The 24,447-nt window shown below is 48.6% G+C and carries 20 protein-coding genes; 7 read left to right on the forward strand and 13 right to left on the reverse strand.

Annotated elements, in window-relative coordinates; all coding sequences use genetic code 11:
• Positions 1-18 precede the first annotated feature (18 nt).
• From C8D98_RS12100 to C8D98_RS12125, 6 genes are all read left to right on the forward strand, one after another.
• Positions 19-807: an IclR family transcriptional regulator gene (locus tag C8D98_RS12100; RefSeq protein WP_132874421.1), complete on the forward strand. Its 789-nt coding sequence runs from the start codon at positions 19-21 to the stop codon at positions 805-807.
• A gap of 352 nt (positions 808-1,159) precedes the next feature.
• On the forward strand, positions 1,160-2,824 hold the full coding sequence (dnaX, locus tag C8D98_RS12105) for a DNA polymerase III subunit gamma/tau (RefSeq protein WP_132874422.1): 1,665 nt from the start codon (positions 1,160-1,162) through the stop codon (positions 2,822-2,824).
• A gap of 319 nt (positions 2,825-3,143) precedes the next feature.
• Positions 3,144-5,006, forward strand: coding sequence for a hypothetical protein (locus C8D98_RS12110; RefSeq protein ID WP_165871319.1), 1,863 nt, complete (start codon positions 3,144-3,146; stop codon positions 5,004-5,006).
• Between the two features lie 78 nt (positions 5,007-5,084).
• On the forward strand, positions 5,085-6,320 hold the full coding sequence (locus C8D98_RS12115; protein WP_132874424.1) for a sensor histidine kinase: 1,236 nt from the start codon (positions 5,085-5,087) through the stop codon (positions 6,318-6,320).
• Positions 6,321-6,426: 106 nt separating this feature from the next.
• The gene (locus C8D98_RS12120) at positions 6,427-8,400 is read left to right on the forward strand and encodes a methyl-accepting chemotaxis protein (RefSeq protein WP_165871320.1); all 1,974 of its coding nucleotides are present in this window, start codon (positions 6,427-6,429) and stop codon (positions 8,398-8,400) included.
• A gap of 92 nt (positions 8,401-8,492) precedes the next feature.
• Positions 8,493-8,834: a thermonuclease family protein gene (locus C8D98_RS12125; protein WP_165871321.1), complete on the forward strand. Its 342-nt coding sequence runs from the start codon at positions 8,493-8,495 to the stop codon at positions 8,832-8,834.
• 35 nt (positions 8,835-8,869) lie between these two features.
• Here C8D98_RS12125 and hisD read toward each other — a convergent pair whose 3' ends face one another.
• From hisD to C8D98_RS12145, 4 genes are read right to left on the reverse strand one after another with little or no spacing between them, the layout of a single operon-like run.
• Positions 8,870-10,141, reverse strand: a complete 1,272-nt coding sequence (hisD, locus tag C8D98_RS12130) for a histidinol dehydrogenase (protein ID WP_132874427.1) — start codon at positions 10,139-10,141, stop codon at positions 8,870-8,872.
• Positions 10,142-11,191 (reverse strand): GGDEF domain-containing protein, encoded by a 1,050-nt coding sequence (locus C8D98_RS12135; RefSeq protein ID WP_132874428.1) that lies wholly within the window; start codon positions 11,189-11,191, stop codon positions 10,142-10,144.
• A complete protein-coding gene (locus C8D98_RS12140; RefSeq protein ID WP_132874429.1) occupies positions 11,191-13,599 on the reverse strand; it encodes a DNA polymerase I in 2,409 nt (802 codons plus the stop codon). The genes C8D98_RS12135 and C8D98_RS12140 overlap by 1 nt, the downstream gene beginning before the upstream one ends.
• Entirely contained in the window at positions 13,596-14,588 is a 993-nt protein-coding gene (locus tag C8D98_RS12145) for an NAD(P)H-dependent glycerol-3-phosphate dehydrogenase (RefSeq protein ID WP_132874430.1), read from the reverse strand. The genes C8D98_RS12140 and C8D98_RS12145 overlap by 4 nt, the downstream gene beginning before the upstream one ends.
• Before the next feature lie 58 nt (positions 14,589-14,646).
• Between C8D98_RS12145 and C8D98_RS12150 the strand changes: the two genes are divergently transcribed.
• On the forward strand, positions 14,647-14,931 hold the full coding sequence (locus C8D98_RS12150; protein WP_132874431.1) for a late competence development ComFB family protein: 285 nt from the start codon (positions 14,647-14,649) through the stop codon (positions 14,929-14,931).
• A gap of 1 nt (position 14,932) precedes the next feature.
• Here C8D98_RS12150 and C8D98_RS12155 read toward each other — a convergent pair whose 3' ends face one another.
• The 9 genes from C8D98_RS12155 to hslV form a co-directional block, all read right to left on the reverse strand.
• Entirely contained in the window at positions 14,933-16,339 is a 1,407-nt protein-coding gene (locus C8D98_RS12155) for a hypothetical protein (RefSeq protein ID WP_132874432.1), read from the reverse strand.
• A complete protein-coding gene (gene murB, locus C8D98_RS12160) occupies positions 16,329-17,186 on the reverse strand; it encodes a UDP-N-acetylmuramate dehydrogenase (protein WP_132874433.1) in 858 nt (285 codons plus the stop codon). The genes C8D98_RS12155 and murB overlap by 11 nt, the downstream gene beginning before the upstream one ends.
• Complete coding sequence (locus tag C8D98_RS12165) at positions 17,183-17,974, reverse strand: S-methyl-5'-thioinosine phosphorylase (RefSeq protein ID WP_132874434.1); 792 nt, start codon at positions 17,972-17,974, stop codon at positions 17,183-17,185. The genes murB and C8D98_RS12165 overlap by 4 nt, the downstream gene beginning before the upstream one ends.
• The gene (locus tag C8D98_RS12170) at positions 17,971-18,621 is read right to left on the reverse strand and encodes an ABC transporter ATP-binding protein (RefSeq protein WP_132874435.1); all 651 of its coding nucleotides are present in this window, start codon (positions 18,619-18,621) and stop codon (positions 17,971-17,973) included. The genes C8D98_RS12165 and C8D98_RS12170 overlap by 4 nt, the downstream gene beginning before the upstream one ends.
• Before the next feature lie 73 nt (positions 18,622-18,694).
• Positions 18,695-18,985 carry a GIY-YIG nuclease family protein gene (locus C8D98_RS12175; RefSeq protein WP_132874436.1) on the reverse strand — a complete coding sequence of 97 codons (291 nt, stop codon included), beginning with the start codon at positions 18,983-18,985 and terminating at the stop codon, positions 18,695-18,697.
• A gap of 283 nt (positions 18,986-19,268) precedes the next feature.
• Complete coding sequence (locus tag C8D98_RS12180) at positions 19,269-20,486, reverse strand: hypothetical protein (protein ID WP_132874437.1); 1,218 nt, start codon at positions 20,484-20,486, stop codon at positions 19,269-19,271.
• A 475-nt stretch (positions 20,487-20,961) separates the two neighbouring features.
• Positions 20,962-22,566, reverse strand: coding sequence for a hypothetical protein (locus tag C8D98_RS12185; protein WP_132874438.1), 1,605 nt, complete (start codon positions 22,564-22,566; stop codon positions 20,962-20,964).
• An 8-nt stretch (positions 22,567-22,574) separates the two neighbouring features.
• Positions 22,575-23,894, reverse strand: coding sequence for an ATP-dependent protease ATPase subunit HslU (hslU, locus tag C8D98_RS12190; protein WP_132874439.1), 1,320 nt, complete (start codon positions 23,892-23,894; stop codon positions 22,575-22,577).
• Positions 23,894-24,424: an ATP-dependent protease subunit HslV gene (hslV, locus tag C8D98_RS12195; protein ID WP_132874440.1), complete on the reverse strand. Its 531-nt coding sequence runs from the start codon at positions 24,422-24,424 to the stop codon at positions 23,894-23,896. Before hslV ends, hslU begins: the two co-directional genes overlap by 1 nt.
• Between the last annotated feature and the right edge of the window lie 23 nt (positions 24,425-24,447).

The following is a 24,447-nucleotide window of genomic DNA, read 5'->3' on the forward strand; positions in this document are numbered from 1 at the left end:
GGCAAAGGAGTGATTGCTATGGGATATAAGCCAGATGTTAAACCGGTTCAGTCAGTTTATCATGCGCTGCAGCTTTTCGAAGTTTTCCGCAACGCTGAAAATAAAGACGAATTTGGCGTGACCGAACTCAGCAAATCGCTGGGACTTCATAAAAACAATGTTTTCAGACTCCTCGCAACTCTCGCCTCAAGAGGGTATATCGAGCAGAATCTGAACACCGAGAACTACCGCCTCGGAATAGGCATCTTTAATCTTGGTCAGAAGTTTGTGAACAAACTCGGAATTTTAAAACTTGCACGTCCGTTTATGGAAAAAATTGTTTCCGATGTCAACGAGTCCGTTTATATCGGAATCCTGCGTGAAGGAAACGTTATCTACCTCGACATCGCCGAAACAAACCTCCCGGTTCGTGTCGTCTCCAGAGTGGGTAAGGACGTTCCCGCCTACTGCACCGCCATCGGCAAGGTTCAGCTGGCGTTCTCTTCCGAAGAGGAGATAAACAAGATATATATGGGCGCAAGGCTCAAAAGATACACCGACAACACAATAACCTCTCTTCCGGTTCTCAAGAAAGAGCTGAAAAGAGTGGCTGTTGACAACTATGCATTCGACAACGAGGAGTTTGAGCACAGAGTACGCTGTATAGCAGTTCCGGTTAAGGACTACCTCGGCGTGCCCGTTGCGGCTCTGTCTGTTACAGGCCCCGCATACCGGATGACCGACCACAGGATGGAAAAGGAGATACTGCCCATCGCAAGGAAATATGCGAGGGAGATCTCAAAACGCCTCGGCTACCACGAACTGTAAGATACAAGCCCCGCTTCGGCGGGGCTTTTTTTATCTTGCTGATCATAGCCGGCGCATTTCTGCGTTGTCATTCAAAAAATCTTTATCATGTACCCGATATGTACACTCAAAAGATTTTCCGAATTCCGCCTTAAACTGCTTGGCTCTCATCAGCAAACAACCTTTAACACATAATAACCCCTCTTAAAATTGCCGCTTAGATACGAGCAGTACAAGGAAACTCAACGAGCTGACTGCGAACATACATAAAAAGTATGTGAGCTGTTCCGAGGCAGAGCTGACGAAGTAATGCGAAGTATATAAACAGCAACTATACCTTGACGTTAAGGGCAACATAATTTACCTTCTACTTATGTCATACATCGCACTAGCCAGAAAATTACGCCCGCAAAATTTTGACGAGCTTTCAGGTCAGGGGTTTGTTGTAACCACCCTGAAAAACTCCATCGAGATGGGGCGCATCGTTCACGCATATCTTTTCACAGGCCCCAGAGGCGTGGGAAAGACCAGTGCCGCCCGTATTCTGGCAAAGGCTGTCAACTGTCTCGACCCTGACGGATGCAACCCCTGCAACAAATGCGAAAACTGCCTTGAGATAACAAGCGGAACCTCCATGGACGTTGCCGAGATCGACGGTGCATCAAACAGAGGTATCGACGAGATAAGAGATCTGCGGGAGGCCGTCCGCTTCCTGCCGATGAAGTGCAAATACAAAGTATACATAATAGACGAAGTGCACATGCTCACCGAGCACGCCTTCAACGCACTGCTCAAGACCCTTGAGGAGCCGCCGGAATACGTCATCTTCATTCTGGCAACAACCGATCCCCACCGTATTCCTGCAACGATAATATCCCGCTGCCAGAAATACGATTTTAACAAAATACCCTTTGATATCATGTATAAAAGCCTTGCGAACGCTCTGGACAGCGAGGGCATAACCTATGAACCTGATGCCCTGAGCCTTGTCGTGCGAAACTCCGACGGGTGCATGAGGGACTCACTCTCGCTTCTGGATCAGATAATCGCATTCACCGGAGGCAGTCTGGACGAACAAAACACCTCGTTTCTGCTGGGCTACTCCGACAAGAGCATAATGAACAGACTGTTCGAAGCGGTCATAAAAGAGAATACACAGGACATTCCCCAGATATGCGCAGAGCTCACCGCCAAAGGCATAAACCATACCTTTGCGGCCGAAACCCTCATTGAGCATACGAGAAATCTGATGCTCCGCATAATCACAAAAAAGGACAATCCGGAGCTTACTTCCAAGGAGAACGAGTTCTATGCCTCTCTGGCACAGGCTTCCAGCGAACAGAGGCTTTTCGCTCTGTTTCAGGTTTTCCAGAAGCTTCTGAACGACATAAAGTTTTTCAGCTTCAGCCAGTATGTTTTCGAATTCGGAATGTATAAGGCCGCAAGCCTTTCAGGGCTTATATCCACAACGGGAATGGTTCCCGCAGGTTCGGCGAAGGCTCCTTCGGTTCCGCTTCAGTCTGCTGCGGCATCAGCACCCACAATGATACAGAAACCTCAGGCGGAGGTTTCCGCAAAGCCCACGCTCAACTCCACCGACATTCAGCTCCAGAACATAATGAACGCACTGGAGGAGCAGAAGCAGCCCCTCGTAGCGTCAAACCTCAGCCACGGTTATATAATTCAGCTTGCTGGCGGGGTTCTATCCATCGGTTTCAGCACCGACAAAAAATTCCACTACGACTATATAGTCAGAAAACAGAACATCGACCTGCTCAACACCATAATACCGCAGGCCTTCCCCAACATTAAGGAAGTCGCAGTCACCCTTGAGCAGGATTCCAAAAAAAAAAGCATAATTGAAAAAAAGGAGCGTATTGAGACGTTCCACGACATGCAGATCAAGAAGGAAGCCGAGCAGGACAGCATCGTAAAGCTTCTTCTGAATGAGTTTGACGGCAAGCTCCGTGACATAGACGTTCTCGCACGACCCAGTTTCGACAGCGAGGACGAAGAGCCTGATCCTGACGACATCTGATTTGACAATAATGTGAATTTTCTATGACCTTCCTGAGGTAAAATCGCCCTAAAAAATATTTTTCAGGGCGTATTTAATGTCCAAATCTAAGTTAATACTGACTTTTTTCTTTATTTTCCTCTTTTTAGACGCCAATGCCGCACAAAACCGTATAAATTTTTACGTGCCCTCTGAACTATTGTCAGACACCTCTGTCAATATAGCACTGGCAGACGCCGGAATGCTTCTGAAACAGAGCTTTCCTCATACAGCGGTTTCAATCAACGAAGTATCCGGCAATGTGAATATTCGGCTCAACGTCAGAGCCGTTAGACATAAATTGCTTCATAAACCTCCTTTTAAAGTTCTTACCAAGCTACATGGCTACCATGTAACATCCGCCTCTATAGCCGAAGGGGCGGGTGTTACGGTGACCATCACCGCAGAAACACCTCAGGGCATTGTAAACGGAATCTACGGACTGCTTCAGCACAAGCTGGGGTTCAGGTTTTATCACCCCAAAGATACCTACGTTCCCATATACGAAAAATGGCCGCTTCCCTCACGGTTTGATTTCAGCGGGGAGCCTGTTTTTGCCAAACGGGGCTTTCACATGCACACCATGCATCCTGTGGAGCTTACCGAACCGCTTTTCGATCCGGACGTGCCTTTCGGAACCGATGAGGTGAAGCAGTATATCGACTGGCTGGTTCGCAACGGTCAGAACGTTTTCCAGTTCTGGGTTCTGCGCACTGCCGACCGCACAATCTGGCCGGAATACGCATCGCAGTACATCCGCTATGCAAAGGCGAGAGGGCTTGAGACGGGGGCGGTGATAAGCCTCTCCACTCTACAGCAAAAAGCGTTTCAGGCCATGGAGGTTCTGAGGCCGGAAAGTTATGAAAAGCAGATAGACAGGAACATAGGCTGGCTGATGCAGGTTCCTTTCGACTATGTATGCATAGATTTCACCATGGGCGAGTTTCTGCCCGATCTGGCTGTGCTGATGCCCGATAAGAAACGGTACATAATGGAGCTTATTTCAAAAAAATATCACCGTAAAGTGTTCGAAAACACCCATGTCATAAAACGAAGACACTCTGAAACACCATCATATGCCGGCATGCTCATACATTCAGTAATGTTTTACGGACTGGCGGACAGCAAAGCTCCGGTATACGGCAACGAAAATATACGGTTCATGTATGACCTGCTCCTTGAGAACAAGGACATAAGAGAGACATGGTACTGGCCGGAATCATCCTACTGGGTGACGTTCGACACATCCGTGCCCCTTTTTCTTCTGCCGTATCTGAAAAGCAGATATGAGGACATAGAGCTGTTGAAAGATGACGGAGCGGCAGGCCATGTCACCTTCACCAGCGGCTGGGAGTGGGGTTACTGGCTCATAGACTACAGCATCGCACGGTTCACATGGCACTTGTATGAGAACGGACGGGAACTGAAGGTGCGGGAGGATTTCGCCCTTACTGAGCTTTTCGGCAAGGATTCGGTCGGTCTCTGGCACAAGGCTGTCCTGATTCAGGAAAAATATCTGAAAAACGGAAATCTGATAGCTCTCATGGCCGCTAAGACGCCTTTCGAAGAGATGCCTTACCCTTTCAACCGGACATTTCAGCCGACTTCCGGAAGCTTTTCCGTTGTCAAGGCCGCCCTGCCCGTCATCGGGGACAGACACAGGGAGCGCATGAAAAAACAGGCGGCTCTTCTGGATGAGTTCTGGCAGCGGTTCTCCGCCGTCACGGATAAACTTGAAAATATGCACGGCGACACAGAGTTCATGAAAGATACTCTGCGCGCCGAGATAATAAACGGCATGCGTGTCACAGCTCTCAGGGCAAAGCACCGTGAACTCACCCTTCTTGCCGCCGCCCACCGCAACACCAACCTCAGGGATTCATCGGAATATTATGTAGACAGCCTGCTGTCCCAAGCCGCAGACATACGAAAAAAGGCCGAGACCATTGTCAGACAGCAGGAACTGATCTACCGATATCCCCTCTCTCTCATCGCCAGAAAAACATCAACCCACACATCCTACACTTTCGGGTATTTATACCCTGTCAGCGACCTGTACTTCTGGAAAAGGGAAGAGGAGCAGGTAAAGGTTTCCAGATTCGACGCTTTTTTTATGAACATATGGAATTTCACAAAAACTCTGGGGCTGGACGGACTTTTTTAGTCGATAATCCGTTCAATCTTTGTTGCAATGTGTACTTTCATAATCTACTATTAAACTATTATATAATGCAGGCTCAGGATGAACCCGAAACAGGACAGCACCGACTTACTGCGCACTGAAAACACAGCCCTAAGAGAACTGATCAGACGTTCATCAATAGGATACCATTCAATTGACGATTCAGGCATTATCCTCGACATAAATCAGGTCTGGCTGGACACTCTGGGATATTCTCAGGATGAGGTTGTCGGCAGATGGTTCGGGGATTTCATACACGAAACCTATCTGGAAAAATTCAAGGCCGGATTCTCCCGTCTGAAAGAGAAGGGAATAATCGAAAATTTCACTTTTGTTCTGAAACATAAGGACGGCAGTCCCGTTGAGCTTGTTTTCAACGGAACGGTGGAACGGGACGAGAACAGGCGCTTTATCAGAAGCCATTCGGCATTCCACAGACCCGAATCCGCCAGAATGTCCGCAGAAAACCGCATATACATGAACCTTGAAGAAAAAATACTCAGCAAGAGCCGTCTGGAGCTTATGGGCGACATGCTCTGCGCAGTTGCGCACCAGTGGCGCCAACCCCTGAACGCCCTTGCGCTTCTGGTTCAGGACACGCAGGAAATGGCCGATCTGGCAGGAATAGGCGCAGGGGAGATTAAGGACAACACGGTTCTTTCCATGGAACTGATAATGAAAATGTCCTCCACCATCGATGATTTCAGAAGTTTTTTCAGCAACAGACACGACGAAGAGCACATTCAGATAACCGATCTGCTGATGGAGTGCATCTCTCTGGTGTTCAGCCAGCTACAGCAGTCCGGGATAGATTTCTCGGTGATATGTGAATGCGAAAAGGACTATTTCTCATGCCGCAACGAACTGACCAGACCTGACTGCAAACAGACAGGCAGATATGTTCTGTGCAGCCGGATGGAGATGAAGCAGATAATCCTGAACATCATATCAAATGCACGTTCCGCCATAATATCCTCAATTGAAAAGGGTCTGAAAAACAGGGGCGAAATGGAGTTCCATGTTAAATTTCTGAACGACAGCGTTGTGCTTTCAGTCAGGAACAACGGCGAACAGATAAAGGATGACGTTCTCAGCAGGATGTTCGAACCCTATTTCACAACAAGGGACGAGGGCGAAGGGATCGGGCTGGGGCTTTTTGTCTCAAAAACCATAATCGAAAAATACATGAAAGGCTCAATAGACATTCTTAACACCGATGCAGGGGTCATTGTGCGTATAGTTCTGCCCGTCCACAACATGGAAACACAAACGGATAACATAATCACAAACTCATAAAATCTTAATATTCTTCATAAATCTTACAATTTTTACCTCCACTTTTAATATACAAAACTGTTTCAGACAGTTACTATCTTATTATGTATCAATGTGGGGGTTCCAAATGAGTATTAAGAAAAAGATCACTCTGGCAGTGATTTTTCCGGTTGCTGCATTGCTTTTTTATTCTTTTTCGTCAATGTACAGCAACTATGCCAGCTACAAAGGAATGCAGCAGGTAAAAGCTCTGGTGGACACATCGTCAGTCATCAGCAGACTGGTTCATGAGCTTCAGAAAGAGCGTGGAATGACATCGGGATTCATCGCAAGCGGAGGAAACAAGTTCGCAGGCGAGCTTCCGGTTCAGCGTCAGGCCACCGACAAGGCCGCAGAGGAGCTTTCTGTTTTCCTTGAGGAAGCGGACGTTCCTGTGGAGCTTAAAGCTGAAATATCATCAGTGCTTAACAAGGCATCAGGACGGAACGACATACGCCGCAAAGCAGATTCGGCTGATATTCCCGTTGCGGAAGCGGCCGGATTTTATACCGGCATAAACAACTCACTGCTTTCAGTGGTTTACGGCGTTTCCGGAATAACCGACAACGCAGAGGTCTCACGCTCGATTCTCTCCTATGCGGGATTTCTTTATGCAAAAGAGAAAGCGGGGCTTGAGAGAGCGTTTCTCACAACCGTGCTCAGCAAGGGAAATTTCGGTTCAGGGGATTTCGGCAGATACAGCGGCATAAACGCCGAGCAGAACACATATATCTCTCTGTTTCTCAGTACGGCATCAAAAGAACTGAAAGAGATCTACGCCCAGACGGCGGGAAGCGAGGAGTTCCGCAGGGTGGATGAGCTGAGAAAGTCTGTTGCGTCAAAGTCTGACGGACAGGCCATCGGCATCGACCCGGAGGAATGGTTCAGCGCATCCACAGCCAGAATAAATCAGCTGAAAGCGGCCGACGACAAAATAGCACTCAGCATTGAAGACAAGACCAATTCACTGGTGAAAATGTCTCTTGCGGCACTCATCACAAACATTGTGATAGCCGTCGCCTCGATGGCGGCTCTTCTGGTTCTGGTATACATCATACACTTCTCAATTGTTTCGAGCATCGCAAGGCTCACAAAACTGACAGCGGCTCTGAACAGTTCAGACGCCGACCTGACCAGCAGACTGAACATTACCACCAAAGACGAGCTTCAGGAACTTGCGGAGAACGTTAACACCTTCATCGCAGGCATAGGAAATATCGTTTCCGAGGTCAAACACACCGCCGCAGTTCTGGCATCCAGCAGTTCCGAGCTAGCCGCAACGGCAGAACAGCTTACAGCCACCGTGGCCGACCAGTCCGGACAGGTTTCCGACATCGCCTCGGCAATGGAGGAGATGAACGTCACCTCCCACACCATAAACAGCCACATAGGCGAGGCGCAGCAGCTCACCGACGAAGCGTTCGACTCCACCGACAAAGGCTCAAGACAGCTTCAGACAGCTGTAAACATGGTCGACGGAATAAGGGTCAGCACCGACAACCTATCAAAAGCCATAAACAGGCTGAACGTTTCATCAGGCAAGATAGGCGACATAGTGTTCGCCATTTCAGACATCGCAGACCAGACAAACCTTCTGGCTCTGAACGCCGCCATCGAAGCGGCAAGAGCGGGGGATGCGGGCAGAGGATTTGCCGTTGTTGCCGATGAGGTGCGCAAACTGGCAGAAAAAACACAGACAGCCACGCAGGAGATAGTCTCTATCATAAAGCAGCTCTCCGATGATGCGAAATCCGCAGACAGCGTTATGACGGATGCCAAGCGCAACGTTGAGAACGGCGTTAGAGCTATCATGGATACAGATGTTATCTTCGGTCAGATACAGACCGCCGTCGGCAGCGTGAAGGAATCAAACGATTTTGTAAGCGTATCCATAGGCGAACAGAGCTGTGCCATCGAAAACTCCACCGAAAATACGGCAAAATTTTCTAAGGGTATTCAGGAGAGTGCGGCGGCCGTCACCCAGATAAGCATGACAGTTGCGGATCTGGAAAGGCAGGCAGTGGAGCTTAACTCCCTTATGGAGAGGTTCAAGACAGCTTAATACCCAATATTAAACTACAGGCTAAACAATAGCCGTTGAAATATTTTCTAAACGTGATTTAATTCAGCATGAGGTTAATACAGATATTACTCATGCTGTTTTTTTGCGTACCGGTTTTCGCCGCCACCTATGGAGATGCGGACTGCTCTCTGGTGGAGGTTATCGACGGCGATACCATCAGGTGCGATATAAAAGGCTATCCGGATATCATCGGAAAAGGGATATCCGTGCGTTTTCGTGACATTAACACTCCGGAGATAAAAGGGGAACAGAGACCTCTAGGGCTTATCTCGAAAAAGAAACTGGAGGCTCTTCTGGCGGGAGCGGAAACCGTTACGCTGAAAGATATTTCCAGGGATAAATATTTCAGGATAGATGCGGATATCTACCATAACGGACGAAAGATAAACACAAACGAGCTGCTACAACCTTAATTACAAAAGCCGCCCTTTGAGGCGGCTTTTTATTGTTAGTCCTCTCTGATTATCACAGAGTTTCTGTGGGCTATCAGCTCTTCTGATTCAGCCAGAACACGGATATCGTCCATGTCGGCCATGAGCTGTTCCTTCGAGTAATAGATTATGCTGGACTTCTTCTGGAAGTCGTATGTTCCCAGAGGGCTGAAAAACTTTGCAGTGCCGCCTGTGGGCAGAACGTGGTTGGGACCTGCGAAATAATCGCCGACGGGTTCCGGTGTGTTCTGACCGAGGAAGATGGCTCCTGCGTTGCGTATTTTCAGCATGAACTCCATGGGGTGTTCCACGCAAAGCTCAAGGTGCTCAACGGCTATATCGTTAACAATGTCCGCCGCTTCCTCAAGGTTATCCGTTACGATTATCGCACCGAAACGCTCAAGGGATTTCGCGGCTATCTCTTTTTTAGGAAGCTCCGCAAGCTGTGCATACACGCTGTTTTCAATCTCTTTCGCAAGCTCCATGCTGTCGGTTACTACAATTGCGCTGGCAAGCTCGTCGTGTTCCGCCTGAGACAGCATGTCCGCCGCAACGTAGTCGGGGTCGGCTGTGCTGTCGGCAACAATCAGAACCTCGCTGGGGCCTGCTATCATATCTATATCAACCTTGCCGAACACCATCTTTTTGGCCAGAGCCACATAGATGTTTCCAGGACCGGTTATCTTGCAGACTTTAGGGATGCTCGCAGTTCCGTAGGCAAGGGCCGCAACAGCCTGTGCGCCGCCGACCTTGAATCCTCTGTCCACTCCCGCCAGATAGGCCGCCGCAAGCACCACAGGGTTCACCTGTCCGCCTGTTGCGGGGGTAACCATCACAATCTCATCCACGCCCGCCACCTTGGCAGGCAGAACGTTCATAAGCACGCTGGAGGGATAAACAGCCTTTCCGCCCGGCACATACACACCAACGCTCTCAAGAGCGGTGACCTTCTGTCCCAGAAAAGTTCCTTTGGATTTTTCATACATCCAGGTGGCTTCAAGCTGTTTCTCATGGAACTGAACAACGTTCTTTTTTGCATTCTCAAGAGCGGTTTTCAGTCTTTCGGGCAGATTGTCCCATGCGGCCTTCATCTCGTCCTTAGATATCTCTATTCCGCTCTTCTTAATGTCGTATCGGTCAAACTTAAGGGTGTATTCCGCCAGAGCCTCGTCACCGTTTTTGCGGACGTTTGCGATTATATCCAGAACCGTCTGGAGGTATTCACCCTCCATAATGTCGCCTCTGTCCAGAATCTCCTGAAGTTTTTTATCTGTCTTTTTAATTATCATTTAAACACCTGTAAAGAATCCCTTTCCGTTCTTTTTGCTGTAATACAGCCTGCCGTCGGCTATCCGCACAACATCCTCCGGCGAATCCTCAGGCTTGATATCCCCCGGAACAGCGACAACGCCGCCCGACATGCTGGCAAAATCGAATCCGTAAGTATTGAACACTTTTTTGCCTATATCCTGAAGCCTCTCCACCAGAGTGAACATGTCCGATGTCTCGTGGTTTGGCAGGATTAGGAAATATTCGTCACCGCCGAACCTGCCGAGAACGTCGCTGGTGCGAAGCCCCGCCTTTATCTCCTCTGCGATCTCACGGATAACGTTGTCACCCGTCAGGTGGCCGCAGGAATCGTTTATCTGCTTAAAGTTGTCTATATCCAGCAGGACAAAATAGAATCCCCTGCCGTATCGTCTGTATTCTGCCATGAGCTTTTCCAGAAACTCAGCCATGGCAAGCTTGTTGTAAGTCCCTGTCATGAAGTCCGTGCGGGTCTGGCGGAAGATAAGCTCTGTGTTGTACATCTTCTGCAGAGAGACAGAAACGATTGCCGACAGATCCTTCATGAAATCAGTGGAAACCTCGCCGCCGTATTTTGAGGCCTCTTTGCTGTAAAGGTTGATGCTGCCGATGATGTCCTCCCCGTGGAAAAGGGGTGCGATGAGGTATGACTCCATATCCTCATACACATCGAACTCACTCACAAGATTCAGCCTGCTTTCCCCTGTGTAGGGGCGTCTTTCCAGAAAGAAAGCCTTGAAAGCGGAGGAATCCATGAAATATACCCTGTGGCCTATGTTGTCCGTTTCACGGTCAAAGTTCATGATGTCCTTGTTGACACACAGCACTGCTCTGTCCACATCGAATATATCTTCAAGATAATGAAGGGGCTTTTCAATTATCTCCCTGAGGCTCTCCGCCAGAAGAAAAGAGAACTCAACGGTGCGGAAGCCTTCATGCTTCACCTGATTCCGCTTAACAAGCTCCATCAGCCTGTTCATCTCCTCTTTCAGCTCGGCGTTCTCACGGATAATATTGTTCAGCTTATTCATTATTTCAACTCTCCAAGATTATTTCCCGCCGCTCCGTTCACCACCAGAGGAACCTCAAGAGTGACAACACTCTCCATTATCCTCTGCATGACGGGCGCAAACTCTTCGGCCTGTTCGGCTTTCACCTCAAAGACCAGTTCATCGTGCACCTGAAGCACCATTCGGGCATCGTATTTATTATCGGCAATAACCCGCCCGCACTCAACCATGGCCAGCTTTATTATGTCTGCGGCGGAACCCTGCATGGGTACGTTGACCGCTATCCGCTCGCCCCGCATGGCAATGGTCTTGTTTCTGCTGTTTATCTCTTTAATATATCTTCTGCGCCCTGCTATGGTCTCCGCATAGCCTTTCGTGCGGGTCTCCTTCACGGTTTTATCGATGAAGGTGCGCACCTCGGGATAAGCCGCAAAATATCTTTCTATGAAGGTTTTCGCCTCTTTCTGGGCTATGCCTGTGTCTCTGGACAGACCGAACGCCGAAAGTCCGTAGAGGATTCCGAAGTTGACGGCCTTTGCCAGACGGCGCATGTGGGATGTCACCTGATCATGGGCAACATGGAAAATTCCCGCCGCAGTCTTTGTGTGGATATCCTCATTGTTCCTGTATGCCTCTCTGAGGTTTGCGTCCCCTGTCAGGTGGGCAAGGATCCGAAGCTCTATCTGTGAATAGTCGAACGACACGAATTTATATCCCTCCGCAGGCACGAAGGCACTGCGCAGAAGCACGCCGTAGTCCCCTTTCATGGGGATGTTCTGCATGTTCGGGTTAACGGACGAAAGCCTGCCCGTTGCTGTCCCCGTCTGCTTGAACGATGTATGTATCCTGCCGTCCGCTCCCGCATAGTCGCAAAGGGGCAGAGCATAGGTAGAGAGCAGTTTCGTCAGCTCTCTGTATTTCAGTATATTTTCCAGAACCGACGTGTACATGGGGTTCAGCGAAATAAGAGCTTTCAGCGCCTCCTCATCCGTCGAGTTACCCGTTTTGGTTTTTTTCAGCGGAACCAGCGACAGCTCATCAAACAGAAAACTCTGGAGCTGTTTGGGGGAGTTGAGGTTAATGTCGTGTCCGATGAAGTTTTTGATATCATCGCTGACCTTTCCCACCTCGTCACGAAGTCTGTCGGCAACAGCCTCCATAACGCTCTTGTCGAGAGCTATTCCCGCAATCTCCATGTCCGCCAGAACGTAGGCGCAGGGGAGCTCCATATCAAAATAGATGCTCTCCAGCCTGTTGTCGGCCAGAGCCTGAACCTCTTTCTCCGCCATTGACAGGAGCCTCGCTATGAACGCCGGAAGCTCTTCCGTCTTCGCCCGCTCAAGACCGCCTGTGTCGGCATCGTTCAGCCAGCTCACAAGCATCAGGTCGTAAATCTTTTCCGACCTGAAACCCGTCAGCTTGTATATATGCTTTATGTCATAGAAGTATTTAACGTTTTCAAGGGGCTGATCCGTATATTCGCAGTAACAGCCGTCTCCCGCCGCATAGAGTTTTCCGTTGTCATAAGCCACAAGACTGACCTTGGAAGGCGTGCACTCCTTTATCTCTATGATCTCCGGCTGAATTTCCTCATCCTCCTGAACCTCTTCGGAGCTTCTGGACACCTTGTCATAAATGCTTTTCAGTTCGTACTCCTGAAGTTTTTCCAGAAGCTTTGCCCTGTCTTCGCCGTCAGCAGGTTCGGGATCTTTCGGGAGAATATCAAGCTCAACCAGTCTGCGGCTGAGATATGCATTGTCTTTATTGTTCTCCAGATTCTCTTTCAGCTTGCCTTTGAGCTTGTCCAGATTGGCATAGATGCCGTCCAGATCGCCGTAGTCCGCCAGCAGTTTTGCCGCAGTCTTAGGCCCCACTCCCGCAACACCGGGAATATTGTCCGAAGTGTCTCCCGCCAGAGCAAGCAGGTCGCCCATGTGCTCCGGATATACGCCGTATTTCTCGAAAACAAGCTCCCTGCCGCCGAATTCGTTGGTCTGGGAGTCATATATCTTTATTCTGCCGTCAACAAGCTGAAAGACGTCCTTGTCCTTTGTGAGGAGCCCCACCTCGCCCTCTGCGTTCACCGCCAAAGTGGCCATGATGTCGTCGCCCTCGTAGCCTTCAACACGGTAATAGGCTATTCCCATCAGCGGGATAAGCTCATCCATTATCTGAAACTGGATATTGAGGTCTTCGGGCGTTGCGTCCCTTGTGGCCTTATATTCGGGGAAAATGTCGTGACGTCTGTTCTTGCCTTTGTGGTCGAAAACTATTGCCACGTTCTCCTTGCCGAATCTGCCCGATAGTGTCAGCAGAACGTTCAGCACTCCGTGCACAACGGATGTGGGCACGCCCTTCGAGTTTGTCAGAGGGGGTGATTTGTGGAATGTGCGGAATGCAATGTAACTGCCGTCTATGATTATTTTCATATTCTTTCGCTCGTGAGCCTGCGGCTCATAAGGTCTTTTACCGAATCCAGCGGTTTTTTATTGTTGTAGAGGATCTCGTAGACCTCGTTTATGATGGGAGTGTCAACTCCCAGCCTTTTTGCCAGAAGATATGCCGCCTTGGTTGTGTATACCCCTTCGGCAACGTTGTTCGTTGAAGCAGTGACTTCGGCCAGTGTCATTCCGGAGGCTATCTTAAGCCCTGCCTGCCTGTTTCTGGAGAGATCACCCGTACAGGTGAGCACAAGGTCGCCCATGCCCGAAAGTCCCATGAAAGTCTCAGCCTTGCCTCCGAGAGCTATGCCAAGCCTTGCCATCTCTGTCAGACCTCTTGTGATGAGTCCCGCTCTGGCATTATGACCGAACCCAAGCCCGTCGGATATCCCTGTGGCAATGGCCATTACGTTCTTGATTGCTCCGCCCACCTCAACCCCGATCATGTCATCGCAGTAATAGCAGCGGAAATAGTTGTTCGAAAGGAGGTTCTGCCACCATTTGGCTTCCTCTTCGTCTGCGGCGGCGATGCTCACCGCTGTGGGCATTCTGCCAGCCACCTCTTTTGCGAATGAGGGGCCAGAGAGAACGGAAAACTTTCCGTCGAACTCACGCTCCAGAATATGCACAACAAGGTCGCCGGTGTCTATCTCGATACCCTTTGTGGCAATAAGGATGCTCTTGCCGCTGAAAGCGGATGCATACTGCTTTGCAACCCTGCCGGAAAACTGTGTGGGCACCGTCCAGATTATATGGTCGCAGTCTATATTCGCTATCTCTGAAAAATGCTTTGAACCGATATTTTCAGGAAGCTTTATCCCCTTCATGTAAAGGGTGTTTTCGTTACTTTCGTTGATACTTTTGACGACCTCGTCCTCCAGAGCGTAAATAACCACCCTCTCTGAAGATTCCGCCGCCAGAGCCGCCAGAGCCGTGCCCCAGTTGCCGGCGCCGATGACAGCCGTTTTTCCTTGCATAGAGTCCCCCGCAATGTTATATTTCAATGCATATACAAAGAAAATTGTAGGTGCTTTTATGCTTAAAATCAATCAATATGACATAGAGCTTCTGAAAAACGTCAACGAACAGAGAGCATGGGAGATTTTCCCTGTGTTCCTTGAGCACAACCCCGAAGTCTGCACCTGCTCCAGCTGTATACTTGATATTATGGCCATCACCCTGAACAGCCTGCCCCCCTGCTATCAGACAAACGAGCACAATGTGAACGCCGCACGCAACAAGGTTTCCGATGAAGAGATTTACAGAAAGATGAAGGAAGCCTCAATAGTGGTTAAACAGAGACCCAGACACAACAGATAGGCTATTGCTTCTCGAAGTAGTAGTAGATATCCTGACCGATTATCCTTTTCAGCATAACGGCTCTGGCCGAACGGTTCACGGGTTTTGCGAACTGATAGATTATTTTTCCGTCAGAAGACTTTACAGCACCCTCTTTCAGCATGAAAACATGGTCGCATGATGCGGGCTTTTCCTCCGGAACACCTTCCGTGCCGGCCGCAGTGAAATATTTTATCTTAAGATCAAGATCCAGAAAATATCCCTTTCCTTCCTTCACACAGACCTGATTCAAAGCGGGAGAACCAAGCATAACATTCTGTCTGTAGACCTCCTGAAGATCCACAAACGATAGCACACCCTCTTTTTTCAGGAACAGCATGCTCTCGGAATACAAGCCGGAATCAGCCTGAGCGGGGGATTTCTTCGCCGTGTCAACATCGGTTATGTAGCCGTCACAGAACATTTTTCCGCTTCGTTTCAGAAAGAAACAGCCGTCCTTGCCCTGCATCTGCCCGACCTTTTTAAGCACTCCCGTGCCTGTTTCCGGCTGAAGCTGGATGAGTTTGTTATCCACTGTATAAACGAATATATTATCTGCCGAATACTGAATTGCTTTTATCCTGTAGGCTTCGGAAGAGATAGCACTGAACTTGCCGTCACGCATGTTCAGCAGAGCCAGTTTTCCGCTGTCCGTTGCAAACAGAAGGTGGGTCGATCCTACAGCACCGTATACCACATATCCCATGAAGTCGCCCTCATGGTAGATAGTTGCCTTGAATTTATCGCTGAACACATAGTGTCTGGGTGTGAACTCCAGAAGTCCCGCACTGCCGAGATAAAATCCTTTGCCCTCGGCGGGGAACTTTTTAATTGTCCCGCACCTGCCGATATCCGCTATCAGAGCCTCTTTTTTACCTGTCAGAAGTACGGAGTCTCCGCTCAGCTGGATGCCTGTAAAGTCACCTTCGACATATATCTCGGGACATTTAGTATAGTTGCTTTCAATTTTATCTTTTTTCAGGATAACAAGGCGGCCGTTCTCATAGTCCATATCGATTGCGTCCTGAGATACGGTGAGCACGGTGGGTTCTTTGGAATATTTATAGATGGAGGCAAGGGAAACGTCGGATTCCGGCATTTCCAGTTCAAAAAGAGCAGGTTCATCCGGCTTGGTTATGCCGTTCTTTATTGTCATCGAGATGAGATTCTGCTGATCATCCGATGGCGCAGAGGTATCAGGAACAGCCTTCCGAGGCGCATCCACAGTGGCACAGGCAACACAGAGCAGCAGCATCACAGCGGATGCCGACAGCCTGAAGAACCTGACCAGAGGATGCTTTTTGCGGTTTTTGAGGGCGGGGAAAACTTTGGAGCTTAGCTCCTGTTTCTCCTGATCCGTAATTTCCGCCGATTTCAGCTTAGAAGCCAATGAATCTAACCTCTCTTTCAAGTCTGATCCCTGTTTCCTTCTCCACAGTGTCCTGCACATGGAGTATAAGTGAATATATATCGTCCGATGCGGCATTGTCCACATTCAGAATGAAATTCGCATGTTTTTCCGAAACAACAGCCCCGCCGATCCGGAATCCTTTCAGCCCACATTTCTCAATGAGGGTTCCTGCATAGTTCCCCTCAGGTCTCTTAAAAACCGACCCGCACGAGGGAAAATCCAGCGGCTGCTTTTCGTCCCTCTTGGCCAGTATCTCAGCTCTTCTGACCTTGATAGCCTCCGGTTCGCCCTGTTTCAGCCGGAACATAGCTCCGGTGACAACCCCTTTCAGTCCGTCAGCCCTGCGGTAGCCGAATCCGGCGTCCGCATTCTGAACCCTGTATCTTCTGCCGTCCCAGTCCATCATGTCGACGCAGACAGCTATATCTTTTATCTCGGTTGCAAAGGCTCCGGCATTCATGCGCACAGCCCCGCCGACAGTTCCCGGAATGCCCGACATATCCTCCATGCCGCAAAGTCCTGCCTGAGCGGTCATTTCCGCCAGATCGTCTATCATTATCCCCGCTCCGGCATATACCTCGGTTCCGTTCACAGTGGTGTGGCAGTTAAGCCCCGCAGTGTTTATCACAATACCGCTGACACCCTTATCACTTATCAGCACGTTGTAGCCGCCGCCAAGAATGGTTATTTCAAGGCCTTTCTCTGCGGCAAATGCCAGCGCCTCAGCCAGTTCATCGTCGGTCTGAACTGCGGCATAAAACTCAGCCGCACCGCCCGTTCTGTAACTGCAGAGGTCTTTGAGTATTCTGTTCTGTTCTATCATCATTTGCTGATCTTTGTGCCTTCAAGTGCTGTCACACAGCCGCAGTTCCTGTCGCTGTGATATACGGCAGGCAGGTTTCTCATCAGCCTCTTCAGCTTCTCGCCCGCCCTGTGCATCTCGGCAACCACTTCATCCGATGTGAGTTTCTCTGTTGTGGTGCCCGCCGCAAAGTTGGTGATGACGCTGATGTTCGTATAGCATATCTCCTTCTCTCTGGCCAGTGCGCACTCGGGGAATAGGGTCATGCCCACGAGGTCTGCACCCCAGCGGTCAAACGCCCGTATTTCAGCCGCTGTCTCCAGTCGGGGGCCGTTTGTGCAAAGATAGGTTCCACCCCTGTAAGCAGGAACGTTAGCCCTTTCAGCTGCCTCAGCCATTATGCCTCTGAGGACGGGACAGAAAGGCTCTGTGAAGTCTATATGGTGAACGTTGTTCTCTTCAAAATAGGTGTGTCTGCGCCCGTTTGTAAAATCTATTCCGTTGCCGGGGATTACTATGTCTCCCGGTCGGTAGCTCCTGTTTATGCCGCCTGTGGCTGTAAAGCTGAAAATATTCTTTATACCCAGCTGGCTGAATCCGTCGATATTCGCTCTGTAGTTGACCAGATGGGGCGGAAACGAATGGTTTCTGCCGTGTCTGTTAAGGAAGTACAGCTCCAGATCCCCGAAATGGAAACAGCGGTAGCTGTCGGATGGGTCTCCGTATTCAGTGGAAACTTTTATCTCATTGATAAATTCAAAACCTTCAATCTCATATAATCCGCTTCCGCCGATTATGCCGACCTTCGTCATGCTTTCTCCATTTTGATAACCCTGTCGCAGGACTCAGCTATCTCATCATCATGGGTAACTATTAATACAGTAATACCATCATTTTTCAGAGAATCAAACATTGATAACACTTCTGCGCTGTTTTTTTTATCCAGACTGCCTGTGGGTTCATCAGCAAGTATCATGGAAGGCCTGTTCATGAGTGCTCTGGCAAGTGCTGTCCTCTGCTGTTCGCCGCCTGAAAGCTGTGCGGGAAAATGCGATGTTCTGTCTGCCAGACCGAATCTTGTCAGCAGTTCTTCCGCTCTCTCCCTTGCTTCCTTTTCATTTGAACCTGTTATTATGGCAGGCATCATAACGTTTTCAAGAGCTGTAAAGTCTTCCAGCAGATAATGAAACTGAAAAATAAACCCGACCTCTCTGTTGCGGTACTGGTCTATCTCTTTTCCTTTCTTGTCCAGAACGTTTTCGCCCTTAAAACTGACTATTCCGTTGTCGGCACTGTCCAAACCGCCGATTATCTGCAAAAGTGTGGACTTTCCTGCTCCAGACTGCCCCACAATTGCCACTCGCTCCCCTGCCGCAACCGACATAGAAAAATTATTCAGCACATGGATAGCCGACTCACCCGCCCCGAAAGTTTTATTAAGATTGATTACTTCAAGCATTTTCCACCTGTTGTTATGAGGCCGCTGCGATACTGCTGTAACAATAAGTCTTTGCGAGCGTAGCGAAGCAATCTCACTTTATAATATCAGGATACAGATCAATCCAGTCTTTATTAACTGATTCAACTAAATCTATCTTCTTTTTTCTGCTCCCGCCTTTAATTTGTTTTTCTCTCACAATGGCGGTTTCAATATCGTTATAACATTCGTAATATACCAGTTTTGTAACATTATATCTGCTGGTAAATCCGTCTGTGACTTTATTTTTATGCTCCCAAATTCTTTTTACAATATCTGAAGTAACACCGACATAAAGAACATCATTATTTTTATTTGAAAGGATATAAACATAACCTTCTCTCATATTCGCCCCGAGACTGCTTCGTCACTACGTTCCTCGCAGAGACGGTTACCGAATTATAAAGATTTGCTGAATAGATGCAAGCAGTACAAGGAAGATTCCACATTTGTCGACCAAAATTGAGAAGTGCAAGGCATAGGCTGTGAGACGAGCAAAAGCATACATTAAAGTATGTGTTGCGTGCGAACAGACTATAACGATGCAGAGCGATGCACATAAACGATAATACTAAAAAAAAAGGCTCGTCGCATTGACGAGCCTTTATATCTAAATCACCGTAAAGTGATTAGAAGTTAAGAACCAGACCGTGTTTAACGAGCACGATGGGATCGGGGTCAGAAGCGTCAAGGTCAACTTTAGCATAACCGAAGTTTACATAGTATGTAAGTTCTTTAGTTATAGCGTAAGTTGCTGAAGCATCAAGTTCCCATGCAGAAGCGTCTTCATAAGCGCCGGCATCCCAGTTAGAAGTTACGTAAGCGAGTTTACCCATAAGGCTGAGTTTGTCGTTTACATCATAAGTAGCGTACAGAGCGTTTGCCCAGAAGCCTGTAAGGTCATCGCCGCCGCCAAGACCCATATCATCACCAAGGATGAAAGTTGAGTCGAAGTCGTCATCGAAGTCGAAACCTTTGTTCATGTCTTTGTCAGTTGAACCGTAAGCAGTCAGGAAACCGACAACGCCAGCACCATAGTTGTAGTTAACGTTAGCGTAGATACCGTACAGATCGAAGTCTTTACGGCCAGTAGCTTCGTCAGCGTAAGAAGTAGTGTTGTACTTGAACTCTGTTTCAACAGTTACAGCGCCGAATTTACCGCCAGCAGCAAGGTTGAAGTCGATAACTTTAGTGTCAGCGCCTTCATTTGTTTCCTGGTTGATAGTTCCGTTGCCGTTGATGTCGTAGTCAAGTTTGGGAGCGATCATGATACCGCCGAAAGTGCCTTTGTAGCCGATGGAGTATTTGTCTGCATCGTCATTCTCAGCATCTTTAGTAGCGTCGCTGCCTCTTTCGTCTTTCTTCTGAGTCAGAACAGTAAGTTTACCGCCAGCTACGTCGAAAGTAGCTTTAACTCTGTAAGAACCTTCAGCGTCATCAGCGAAAGCATAACCCCAAGAATCGGAGTTCATCAGACCAGCTTCAACAAGAACGCCACCGAAGTTATGACCAAGCCATGCTCTCTGTACAGAGAACTGTGTAGTTCCTGCATAGCCAGAGTCAGAACCGGGATAAACAACTTTGTTGTTGCCATCATGAGTTGCGCCGATAGTGCTGTCAAGCAGTTCAAGTTTTGTCTTGAAGAAAGTGTCTTTGTCTGTCTGAACGTTCATCCACAGATCAAAGTCGTGCTCATAGTAAGAGTTAGTTGCTACGTCAGAATCAGCAAGACCGTAGTTTCTCTGATACTTACCGTCAACTTCGTAAGAACCGCTGAATTTAACATCAGCTGCGAAAGCTGTAGCTGCGAAAGCTACCATCATGAGAGCCACTAAAAGTTTCCTCATATCATTTCCTCCTGTAGGTTTTACTTTAAGGTCGTTTGTAACCTTGTTTTGCTTATTTTTAGCCCGCGGGGTTACCGCTACTATCATAATCGTTTAGATGCTACCACGCAAATTTCAGCATGTCAACATCAAAACAACTTTTTTTTTACTATTAACAGCACGGACTTATAAAATATCTCGCCCCAAAACCAGCCCTTTTCAGCGGGCGAATATTTAGTTTATACCATTTCCAAAATAACTCAAGTCAAAAAAATGTGCTTTTTTTGTCAGTAACTTCAGAGATTATGTGTTTCTGACTGTTAAAATGATTATCGCATGAACTTCCGGCTATGTATCTGTCAAACATCCGTATTGTTCTTAAACAATCGCCTGGGATGCAATAAACTTTAGATAATTTGAGATTTTGTGAATTAACGGATAAAAAACGGAATGGAAACCCTGCCGGAAATTGAACAGGGTTTCCGTTGAAAAAAGCTTATTTTGTCTCGATATAGATCAGTTCGGATCTGTCGCTGCTGAACATGCCCTCACTGAAGTTACGGAGCATGAAAAGATAAGTTCTGCCGAACTCCTCGTACATGAAATAGTCAACAATCACAGGCTGGAACACATCGGACGACCACACCTGACGAAGTCTTCTGCTGTCCCATCCGAACACTGTAAAATATGATGAGCCGTATACCTTCATCTTGTTGAGCATTTTAAACTTCTCGGAGTTCTTGACAACATAGATGTTGCCGTCTGAGTTTACAAATATTCTGCCCTTAAGATATTTCTTACGCTTTTCAGTGGTGAAGGGGTCGTCGTTTTCAGTTGTTTTGAACTGCTCAACCTTCTCCTGAGCCATTGTGAAGAAATAGGGGGTCTGGCCGAATTCCTCCACAGAGGTATATCTGACAGAATTTCCGTTGTAGACATCTATCTTATAATCATCATTAATATTTAATATTTCGTTTGTTCCGTCGCCGTCAATGTCTGCATAGCCGAAACCGTATATGTTCACGCCTTTCGCAGATGAAATAACCGATCCTCTTTCATATCTGCCGTCACGGTAGATAAGCTCCTGAACACCTCCGAGGTATACGCCGTCGTTGCCGATCCGCTGAGCGACGATCTTTTTAACGCCTTTAACATAGACCGTACGCAGGATAAAAGGGATGTTTTCAGCTTTTGTCACAAACTTTTTGCCGTCAAACTCATATGCGCTCGTTTTGACGAAAGAGTCGTTAACTACCGTCACAACAAAAATCTCTTCCGTTCCGTTTCCGTCGAGGTCTGCAACCTCAACATGCTGAACATCTTTGAGTTTCAGCCCCAGTGAGCCGGCAGAAGCAAAACCCTTGCCGTCGAAGATATAGAAATCGACCTCTTTCTCTGTTGCAAGAACGAGATATATTTTATCATCCTTCTTGATGTGTCCCACAGCAATGGACTTATATGCCTTGCCGATGGGCTGTCCGGTGACGATATCCTTGGCTGCGTTCAGAATCTGTCCTTCCTGAGTGTCCACATCGGAGAAATATCTGGAAAAGATGACAGATTTTGCAACTGTATCCGTAAGGGAATACTGAATGCCGCCTTCTGCTTTCTGTGTGAAAGCGAGTGCCAGCCTTGCCTTGTCTTTAACGACTATGTTGTTTGCCTTGCCGAGATCCTCACGCAGAAGAACCTCAAGACGCTTGGGCATTTCGTTCACACTTACAGACACTTCCACAGGAGGGTTAACAAGTGCGAGATCGCCCTTCTGAATGTCTCTCTGCTTGTTGACAAGTGTTCCCGAAGATATTTTATCCTGAACGTCGCTTATTTTAAGGTCGCCTATATAAACCTTTTTATTCCCGAGCACTTCGCCTGTGATGGGGTGCTTTATGGCTTCGCTCTCCCTGTACACTTTGATTACCATACCGGGATAAACGCCCTTGTCCCTGCCGAGGTCGGTGTACACCGTGTCCCCTTCAAGGCTTACGACATAGCCGGAAAGTTTTCCGAAAACCACGTCTATATCGCTGACAAGTTTCTCAAATCTGGCAAACGCCGCCAAAGGGATCAGCATCACCAGCAAAAATACAAGTTTCTTCATATATACCTCTAAAGCACGTATCTGCTTAAATCTCTGTCTTTAACGATAGCCGCCAGATTGGCGTCCACATAGGATCTGTCCACCAGAACCTTTTTCGACTCCACTTCCGGAGCTTCATAGGATATCTCCTCCAGAAGCTTTTCCACGATGGTGTGGAGTCTTCTTGCGCCGATGTTCTCCAGCGAGCGGTTAAGCTCGTCCGCCATTTCGGCTATGCGGTCGATACCGTCGTCGGTGAACTCCAGCTCAACCCCGTCTGCTCCCAGAAGTGCGCTGTACTGCCTTGTGAGGCTATTCTGAGGCTCTTTCAGAATCCGGATGAAGTCCGCTGCCGTCAGCGGCTCAAGCTCCACCCTGATGGGAAAGCGCCCCTGAAGTTCGGGGATAAGGTCGGTGGGTTTCGCCGTGTGGAAAGCTCCTGCGGCGATGAAAAGGATATGGTCGGTGCGAACCATGCCGTATTTTGTGTTAACGTTTGAACCCTCAACGATGGGCAGAAGGTCACGCTGGACACCCTCACGGGAGATGTCGCCGCCCTTTGCTCCGGCGGAACCGGATGCGCATATCTTATCTATCTCGTCCAGAAAGATTATTCCGCTCTGCTGAACCCTCTGTCTGGCAACGTCCTTAACATCGTCCATATCTATCAGGCGGGCTGACTCCTGCATCTCAAGGATACTTCTGGCCTCGCTTATCTTCATCTTGCGCTTGCGCTTTTTGGCAGGGAAGATGTTCTTCATCATGTCCGAAAGACCGGATGTCATATCCTCCATGCCGATATTGGTGAACACCTCGACGTTAGGCCCTGCGTCCTCAACGTCAACCTCTACAATACGCTCCTCTAGCTCGCCGTCACGCAGTTTCGTGCGGAATTTCTCACGGGTTCCCGTCTCCTGCTCGGCAAAGCCTGTGGTAGGCGGGATGAGCAGGTCGAGCAGACGCTCTTCGGCGTTGGCTCTGGCCTTGTCCATAACGGATGCCTTGCGCTCCTCACGAACCATGCCCACAGCTATCTCCATCAGGTCCCGAACCATGCTCTCAACATCGCGGCCGACATAGCCGACCTCTGTATATTTGCTGGCTTCGACCTTTATGAAGGGGGATTTCGCAAGCTTGGCAAGTCTGCGGGCAACCTCGGTCTTTCCCACTCCGGTGGGGCCGATGAGGATTATGTTTTTGGGTGCTATCTCTTCCTGAATTGCTTTGGGAAGCTGCATTCTTCTGTATCTGTTTCGGAGGGCAACCGCAACCGCCTTTTTGGCGTTGTGCTGTCCCACCACATATTTATCAAGCTCTTCAACTATCTTCTTAGGGGTGTAGTCTTCCACTATATCTCCTCAATGGTAAGGCTGTCGTTTGTGTATATGCAGATATCCGCAGCTATACGCAGTGATTTTTCGACAATCTCCGCTGCGGAAAGTTCGGTATTTTCGCTGAGCGCTATGGCTGAGGCCTGAGCATAGGGGCCGCCGGAGCCGATGGCCGCAACGCCTTTCTGGGGTTCCACAACGTCCCCGTTTCCTGTGATGATATAAAGCTCTTTGCCGTCGGCAACAACCATCATGGCCTCAAGTCTGCGCAGATATCTGTCCGTGCGCCAGTCCTTCGCCAGTTCAACAGCCGCCCTAAGGAGCTGTCCGCCGTGCTGTTCCAGCTTCGCCTCAAACCTTTCCATAAGGGTGAAGGCATCCGCAGTTGAACCTGCGAATCCGCAGAGAACTTTGTTGTTATAGACCTTTCTGACCTTTTTGGCGTTGTGCTTAAGCACCGTGTGTCCGAAAGTAACCTGTCCGTCCGCACCAATGGCGGTCTTTCCGTCTTTTTTTACCGCTACAACGGTTGTTCCTCTTATTTCCATAACGGGTTTTTACCATTTACCAA

It is taken from the genome of Seleniivibrio woodruffii, assembly GCF_004339245.1.
Taxonomy (GTDB): Bacteria; Chrysiogenota; Deferribacteres; order Deferribacterales; family Geovibrionaceae; genus Seleniivibrio; species Seleniivibrio woodruffii.